Origin of the sequence: Candidatus Aquicultor secundus (assembly GCF_002791875.1) — a bacterium.
Taxonomy (GTDB): Bacteria; Actinomycetota; Aquicultoria; order Aquicultorales; family Aquicultoraceae; genus Aquicultor_A; species Aquicultor_A secundus.
This window is the reverse complement of the sequence record NZ_PFNG01000040.1, coordinates 1-8,462: the sequence shown is the minus strand read 5'-3', so window position 1 is coordinate 8,462 and position 8,462 is coordinate 1. Positions and strand designations below refer to the sequence as shown.

Below are 8,462 nucleotides of genomic sequence, written 5' to 3'. Positions count from 1 at the left end.
GCGCTCGCGTTTTAATCTTTGATAATTGATCCTGAACAAAATTGCGATACTGATCGCACCGATAATGAATATTTCAATGAAGGCGCTTGCTTTATTGGGAGAGATGAATAGAGCGTCGGGTAGGACCGCCAGTAACGAGACCAGCAAGGCGATAAGACCGCCCCTTAAGTTAAAGGCAAGGTAGCCGTAAATGATGGGGATGAGATAGAGTAGACGATCGATCGAGTGCTTGGTGAGTCCAAAAGGTAACGTCAAATTCGGAAACCAGTTGATGAAAGCCTGGTCGCTGTAATAATAGACGGTTATAAGCAACGTTACGAACGCGATGAGCCAGAAATGCAGATCACGCATAGGGCGCTTGCCGTATTCCACCGCTTTTACGTTGTCCTGGTTCGAACTTCTCACGTCGTGACCCCGCTTTACTCCAACCCTACCCAGCCCTTTTTAAGCGCAAGTATAACCGCTTCGGTACGTGAGCCCACGCCCAGCTTGTTAAAAATATGTCCGACGTGAGATTCGATAGTGCGCACGCTTAAGGAGAGTTCGTCTGCAATTTCCTTGTTGGTCTTGCCCTGGGCCGCGAGTTTGAGTACACCGAGTTCTCTGTCCGTTAAAAGCTCGAAGGAACGCAATTCATGACTTTTATGTGTGTTTCTAAAGCGTTGTGTTACCTTGCGGGCGATGGCGGGGTGAAGGACGGAGTCGCCCCTGTAAATGGCATAAATACCGTTTATAAGCTCCTGGGAACAGATATCTTTAAGTAGATATCCGGCGGCCCCGGCCTCGAGGAGGGCAAAGACGTACTGGTCGAAATCATAGGCGGTAAGGATTAGTATAGCTATCGAGGGGTCGAGCGCTTTAACTTGTTTTGTCGCCTCGATACCGTTGATCTTCGGCATGGCAACATCGGCAACGATAACATCCGGCCTGAGTTCGCCGGCTAATGCTACCATTTGTTCACCGTCTCCAGCTTCGCCGACCACTTCGATATCTGTCTCTTTATCAAGAAACTGGCGAATACTTTCGCGCACAAGAGCATGGTCGTCAGCTAGTAGAACCCGAATCTTCGTCATACTACTCCCCTTGACCCTACCTAAAACACTAGTGACGGAACCACGTGGCGATAACGAAACGCACTGTGGTAAGGCTCAATCAATCCGTGTAAACTGTTAGTTTCCCGCCGCGTATCCAGTTCATGATAAAAGCCTGGTAGGGAACCCACCAATACTGTTTGTAACTCCCGATACTATGTATTATGCGCTTACAATGTCAAAGTAGCAACAATGTTTTTGCCGAACGACAGCCCGTGAAAATACTGATTCGTTTACTGCAACTTACCCGGAAGAAGAGAGTCTAAAACCGCAAACGGAGCGAGCCGTGTTCCTAGTTATTCATGAGACAAGACGGGTACGGCCCCCGATGCGTCGCACGGCGGTCGGGTGATTAAATGGATTCAATAACATGAACACCGGATGAAAAGGGGGAAGAAAATGGGATTAAGGGCTTATCTACTTGTGGACGTGGTTGACGACATGGATCAGCAGCAATTCGTCAAAGCAGTGAGAGAACTCGAGGAGATTCAGGGCGTCGATTTTGTCGACCCGGTAATCGGTGATTGCGACATGGTCATCATGGTCGAGGCGCCGGTTAGCGTCGAGTCGCTGTCCAACAAAATCCGCGAGAACTCGTGGGTTAAGAACATTGAGATGCTTCGCATCGTAAGCATTTACGAGCGCCACCGCTCATCAAAGAAACAGCTCCTCAGGGCGCTGACACACACCGGGTTTTAGTTTGTAACTCATTCAGCTCTGTTAATCCGCTAAACGATTAACAAACGATTATGACTTTGCTAGGAGGTGCGAAATTTGGTTACACAAACCCGAGCCAGAGAAACCCCCAGTTTCTCGGTTATCGATGCGATAGTACACAAGCATAATGCCGAACGCGGTGCGGTCATCCCAATTCTGCAGGAGGTTCAGGCAACCTACGGGTATATCCCGCCGATTGCGATCGACCGCATCGCGAAGATTACGGGCATCACGAACGGCGAGATCTACGGAACGGCCACGTTTTACAACATGTTCAGGCTTGAGCCGCTGGGCGAAAACCTTGTAAAGGTATGCCACGGAACGGCCTGCCACCTGGCCGGAGCGGAAAGAATTTCCGAGTCCATCGCAATAGAGGTGGGTGCAAGAGCGGGCGAAACAAGCCCGGACGGCAAGTTCACCATCGAGCAAGTGGCGTGTCTCGGCTGCTGCAGCTCGGCGCCGGCGCTGATGATAAACGAAGAGATACATGGACATTTGACACCCGAATCAGTCCGTAAAGTCCTCAAGAAGTGCAAGCGCAAAGATGGGGATGGTGTATAGATGAAGACCTTAAACGGGACTAAAGTCGTAAAGGTGGGCCTGGGTTCGTGCGGAATCGCCGCGGGTGGGCGCAGGGTGTTTGATGCCCTGTCCGCAAAGCTCAAGGACTCAGAGGTTGATTTGCAGCAGACAGGCTGCATAGGCATGTGCTATAAAGAGCCGCTTGTCGAAGTCTCGCTCTCAGAGGATGAGCGCTTTATCTACGGCGATGTCACGCCCGAGATGGTCGAGCGTATCGTCGATGAGCACGTCGTAAAGGGCCAGCCGATTCTTGAATGGCTGGTTGTGGCCGAGGGCGATAGCGCACCGTTGCAGGAGAAAAGCCCGATGACCGGGCAGCAGCGTATAGTGCTTCGTCACTGCGGCATTATCGACCCCGAAAGTATCGATGATTACATGGCGGCCGACGGCTATCAGGCGATTGAGAAGGTGTTGAAAACCATGACGCCCGACGATGTAATCAACGAAGTCAAGGAAGCAGGCCTCAGAGGGCGAGGCGGAGCCGGGTTCAATACCGGCATGAAATGGGGGTTTGCGAGAGCGGCCAAGGGATCGCCGAAGTATATCATCTGCAATGCGGACGAGGGCGACCCGGGTGCGTTTATGGATAGAAGCGTTCTCGAAAGCGACCCGCATAGCGTCCTTGAGGGCATGCTGATTGCGGCCTACGCTATCGGCGCCTCAGAAGGCTATATATACTGCCGTGCCGAATACCCGCTTGCGGTGCGCAGGCTAAAGCTTGCGATCTCACAGGCGAGAAAACGCGGGCTCCTTGGAAAATCAATCATGGGAACGGATTTTGACTTTGATTTGAAGATCCGCGAGGGGGCCGGCGCGTTTGTGTGCGGTGAGGAAACGGCGCTTATGATGTCCATCGAGGGACATCGCGGTATGCCGAGATTTCGGCCGCCGTTCCCCGCCCAATCCGGCTTATGGGGTAAACCAACCAACATCAACAACGTTGAGACCTTCGCAAACGTTGCCTGGATTATCCTCAATGGCTCGGCGGCTTATAACAAGTTCGGAAGTGAGAAAAGCAAGGGCACTAAGGTATTCGCCCTGGCCGGCAAGGTTGCAAGAGGCGGGCTTGTTGAGGTGCCGATGGGTATGAGCATCAGGGATATCGTTTTTGATATCGGTGGCGGCACTTCATCCGACCTCGCATTTAAGGCTGTACAGATGGGCGGCCCCTCCGGCGGATGCGTCCCGGCCGGTCTTGCCGATACCCAGGTGGATTACGATTCGCTACAGGCGGTCGGCGCTATCATGGGCTCGGGCGGTATGCTCGTCATGGACGAGAGTACCTGTATGGTTGATCTTGCAAAGTTCTTTCTGAATTTCACACAGGATGAGTCGTGCGGCAAGTGTGTACCCTGCAGGATCGGGACGAAGCGGATGCTCGAAATTCTTGAACGAATAACCGGAGGCGAGGGAAAAGAGGGCGATATCGAGCTTCTTGAAAATCTCGCGGCAAGCATTAAGAGGGCGTCGCTTTGCGGGCTCGGCCAAACTGCGCCGAATCCGACGCTCACTACTATCAAGTATTTCCGTGAAGAGTACGAGGCCCATATTTACGATAAGAAATGCCCGGCTAAGAAGTGCCGGGCGCTTATCACCTACGAAGTTATCCAGGATGCGTGCACGGGATGCATGCTTTGTGAGAAATACTGCCCGACCGGAGCGATATCCGGCCCCAAGAAGAAACCACATACGATTGATGACGCAAAATGCGTTCGATGCGGTCTCTGCATGAACGTGTGTAAACAAAAAGCAATTACTGTTTATTAAGGAGGGTAGACATAGACAACATGAATAAAATGGCGAAACTTAAGATCGAATTAAACGGCAGGCCGGTTCAAGCCGAAGTCGGGAGCACGATATTGGAGGCGGCGAGGCAAAACGGCGTCGATGTGCCGACCTTGTGTCACGACCCGAGGCTCAAGCCGTATGCGGCCTGCCGTATCTGTTTAGTTGAAGTTGAAGGCGCGCGCGGCCCTGTTCCGGCCTGTGCAAACCAGGTAAGTGAAGGTATGAGTATCAGCACGCATACCGATAACATTGCTACCCTCCGGCGGGTCTGCCTGGAGCTACTGGCCTCCGATCATTACGGGGACTGTGTGGCTCCTTGTAAACTAGCTTGTCCGGCCGGCATAGATATCCAGGGGCAACTCGCGCTTATCGCCGACGGGCAATATGAGGAAGCGTTAAAGCTTATAAAAGAGAGCAATCCGCTGCCATCGGTGTGCGGCAGGGTCTGCCCGCGTTTCTGCGAGCAAAACTGCCGCAGGAATTTGGTCGACGAACCGGTTTCGATCAATGCGCTGAAACGGTTTGTAGCCGACTATGATATGGCGATGGCGAACGGCCCGGTTATGCCTGCGGTCAAACCATCAACGGGACACAAAATAGCCGTTATAGGCGGCGGCCCGGCTGGGTTGTCGGCGGCATATTTCCTGGCGCTTAAGGGACACGGGGTAACGATTCTCGATTCGGCTCCGGCGCTTGGCGGCATGCTCCGCTACGGGATACCGGAATACCGTTTACCAAAAGCGGATCTCGATAAAGAGATCGCAACGATAACGGCGCTTTGCGATGCCGTCCACCTAAACAGCGCTCTCGGAAAAGACTATACAATCGAGAGTCTAAAGAATAGCGGGTTTGAAGTGATCTTCTTAGCGCTCGGCTCCCATGCCAGCCAGAAGATGCGCGTTGAAGGGGAAGACCTGGAGGGCGTTCTACCGGGAATCCACTTCCTGCGCGATGTTGTCGAGGGCAAAAAGGTTGAGTTAGGAAAACGGGTTGCGGTTATCGGTGGAGGAAACACCGCCATGGACGCAACACGTACCGCCATGAGATTGGGCGCAGAAGAAGTAATGGTACTCTACCGCCGCTCGCGGGACGAGATGCCGGCCGCAGCCGAGGAGGTTGAGGAGGCCGAGCATGAAGGGGCGCAGTTCCACTTTTTGACCGCTCCCGTAAGGATAGTCGAGGAGAACGGGCGCGCCGCCGGTGTGGAGTGCATAAAGATGGAACTCGGCGATGCCGACAGCTCGGGACGGCGCAGGCCGGTCCCTGTCGAAGGCTCTGAGTTTGTTATCCGGGTGGATACCGTTATTGCAGCCATCGGCCAGTCGCTGGCTATGCCGCAGCTCAATACCGGCACATCCCCAAGCCTTAATTCCAGAGGTAACATCGAGGTCGATAAGGAAACCATGCAGACTTCGACAGAGGGCGTCTTTAGCGGCGGCGATTGTGCAAGCGGCCCCGCAACGGTAGTCCAGGCGGTCGGCGCCGGCAAGCGTGCGGCGTATTCCATCAACCGGTACCTAAACGGGGAGCCGGTCATTCCACCGGTAAAACCGTTCAACTCTTCCAAGGGTGAGCTGAACGAGATCGACCCTACGGAATTTGCCGATAAACCAAAAATCCCAAGGGCAAAGATGCAGGCCATCTCCGTGGGTGAGCGGAAACATAACTTCCGCGAGGTGGAGACCGGACTGTCCGAAGAGGATGTTCGCAAAGAGGCGATGAGGTGTCTCTCGTGCGGCTGCACCGATGTTTTTGACTGCGAGCTTAGAAGCCTTTCGACCGAGTACGCTGTTGAAGCCACCAAGTTTAGCGGTGAGAAGCATCGTCTGCCGATTGCCAACGACCATCAGTTTATCCAGCGGGATAACAACAAGTGCATCCTGTGCGGCAGGTGCGCGCGGATTTGCTCCGAGCTTATGGGCCTCGGCGCGATAAGCTTCGTTCACCGGGGATTTAAGACGTTGGTTCAGCCAGCGCTCGGCATTCCGCTGGCGGAAACCCAATGCGAGTCGTGCGGCCAGTGTGTTTCGACCTGCCCGACCGGTGCGCTTACCGTAAAAACACCCCTGCCGAAACCGGGGCCGTGGAAGACGGACGATATCCCGTCTGCGTGCCCGCAGTGCAGCATAAACTGCTCGCTCGATCTGAGAGTAAAGGGCAGGAGGGTGGTCGAGGTAACTTCGCCTATCGCCAACAAGGTAAACGACGGCAACCTGTGCAAGAGGGGCGCGTACGGTACGTTATTTGTAAACGGACCGCATCGTTTAATCGCACCACTGGTGAAACGCGACGGACAGCTTGAGCCTGCTACCTGGGAAGAGGCGTTAGAGGCGGCCGCCGCCGGCCTTAAAGCGGCCAAGGCGCAGTACAGCAGCGATAAACTCGCCGTTCTCGCATCGCCCAAGCTAACAAACGAGGAGAACTACCTGGCGCAGAAGCTGGCCAGGATGGCCATCGGGACCAACAACATCGGCAACTCGTTTGGCCTTCCCGAGAACGATGCTCTCGGACAGTGTTTTGGCAAAAACTCATCCACCTGCTCGTTTGATGATCTTGTAAACAGCGACCTGGTGTTTGTGTTCGGAAGCGATGTCTGTACCGATTACCCGATCGTCTCACTAAAAATAAAAGAGGCGGTGGATAAGGGCAGCAAGCTTATCATCGTCAACTCAGAAGCAACCAGGCTCGATCCGATAGCGGAAGCAACGCTCAAAGTAAGCAAACGCATGGCCGAAGAACTGCTTCAGACGATGCTCAACTACGTCTTCCAGTACGACCTGGTCGACAGGGAGTTTGTCGAACGGCGCACGCTGGGCTTGCAGGTACTCGAGCATAATATGAAACCTTATTCGCTCGAGACCTGGGACGAGGCATTCTGGGTTAAACCGTCCAAGGTAATAGAACTGCTGCATATGTACCTGCGCGCCAAAAACCCGATGATCGTGATCGATGCGGACTCGATAGGCATGCCTGAGTTGGCGCTGGTGTGCAACCTGGCGCTAGTTACCGGGAATGTGGCCAGAAAAGGCTCGGGCATAATCGCCCTGCGCACGTACGGTAACAGCCAGGGTCAGATAGACATGGGTGTCTCGGCCGAGTATCTCCCAGGGCAGGAGCAGGTATTCGACGCCACGCCACGCGAGCGGCTTAAAGAGCTGTGGGGCAAAAGCCTACCGAAACGCAAGGGCATAAGTGCCCAGGAGATGATACAAAAAGCGGGCTCCGGCACCATTCGCGGGCTTATCGCCATCGGCGGCGGCAACGACGACCTCGATATCGAGCATATCGGTAGCAGCCGAGCGTACTCGGTGCTGATATCCCCGGTATTTACCGAGGGAATGGGGCAGGCGGACGTGATCCTGCCGGGCAGTACCTTTGCCGAGACCGAAGGCACGTTCACAAGCGCAGAGCTGAGAATCCAGCGCCTCCATCAGGGGATAGCGCCCGAAGCGGGCAAACAGACCTGGCAGGTGCTTTGCGAACTCTCAACGGCTCTGGGGTATCCCATGCAGTACAAGGGCGTACCCGAGATATTCCGCGAGATAACCAAGGCGGTGCCGGATTACAGTTGCCTGAAGTTCGATAAAATACCCGAGGGCGGGGTACAGCTGTCGACATGCGACGAGAACACGACGTTTATATCGCCGCTCTGGCTCGAGGGAATGGCCGAGTACGGGGCAAAAGGAAAATAGATAGCTATGAATACCACTAGTAGGGGCGGAGCTTGTCTCCGCCCCTACCTATGTGGTGCGCCCGGCATGCGCAGGATATGTTTTCCTTGCTGAAACCCCATCAACACTGCAAAGGCTCGATAAATGGATACAGGCTAGACTTGATTTGGTAGGTTATCTAACGTACTGGGAGTACTCAATCAATTCCCAGGAAATATATTTGCTACTAGCTTGACAAGTAGCTGCGGCAATGTTACTCTGATTGGAACAATTGTTACAAACTATATGTGTTTTTATTGCGCTTCTGATAAGGGCTGAGAGCTGCCATTGTCTTGTATCGGCGCCTCCACCCCATTGGAAGGATTCATGAAATTATTCTCTCCACCGCAAACGAGCAAGCCAAAAGTCTTAAAGAAGGTTATGACCCAAGACAATGTAAGGCCCGAACCAAAGCTGGTGCGTATGAAATACAGAAATTATTAGAAACGCAGATGAAACGGAGGTGAGACGGAGATGAAGCTGAAGGACATCTTAAAAGAGAAGAAGCCTGTTATTTTGAAGAAATGGTTTGATATGATAATGGACACATATCCTACCGAAGTTGCAGGCCTCT

At 53.6% G+C, this 8,462-nt stretch carries 5 protein-coding genes and 1 pseudogene; 4 read left to right on the top strand and 2 right to left on the bottom strand.

What is annotated here, in order from left to right; genetic code table 11:
* Both COY37_RS01700 and COY37_RS01695 read right to left on the bottom strand, forming a co-directional pair.
* A pseudogene (locus COY37_RS01700) lies at window positions 1-405 on the bottom strand (hypothetical protein); the annotation flags it as partial.
* A 14-nt stretch (window positions 406-419) separates the two neighbouring features.
* Window positions 420-1,073: a response regulator gene (locus COY37_RS01695; protein WP_286975702.1), complete on the bottom strand. Its 654-nt coding sequence runs from the start codon at window positions 1,071-1,073 to the stop codon at window positions 420-422.
* A 417-nt stretch (window positions 1,074-1,490) separates the two neighbouring features.
* Here COY37_RS01695 and COY37_RS01690 point away from each other — a divergent pair, with 417 nt between their 5' ends.
* The 4 genes from COY37_RS01690 (at window position 1,491) to COY37_RS01675 (ending at window position 7,870) form a co-directional block, all read left to right on the top strand.
* The gene (locus tag COY37_RS01690) at window positions 1,491-1,790 is read left to right on the top strand and encodes a hypothetical protein (protein ID WP_286677644.1); all 300 of its coding nucleotides are present in this window, start codon (window positions 1,491-1,493) and stop codon (window positions 1,788-1,790) included.
* 75 nt (window positions 1,791-1,865) lie between these two features.
* Complete coding sequence (gene nuoE, locus COY37_RS01685; protein ID WP_286677643.1) at window positions 1,866-2,369, top strand: NADH-quinone oxidoreductase subunit NuoE; 504 nt, start codon at window positions 1,866-1,868, stop codon at window positions 2,367-2,369.
* The gene (locus COY37_RS01680; protein ID WP_286677642.1) at window positions 2,370-4,157 is read left to right on the top strand and encodes an NADH-quinone oxidoreductase subunit NuoF; all 1,788 of its coding nucleotides are present in this window, start codon (window positions 2,370-2,372) and stop codon (window positions 4,155-4,157) included.
* Between the two features lie 20 nt (window positions 4,158-4,177).
* Window positions 4,178-7,870, top strand: coding sequence for an NAD(P)-binding protein (locus COY37_RS01675; protein ID WP_286677641.1), 3,693 nt, complete (start codon window positions 4,178-4,180; stop codon window positions 7,868-7,870).
* The last annotated feature ends 592 nt before the right edge of the window (window positions 7,871-8,462 follow it).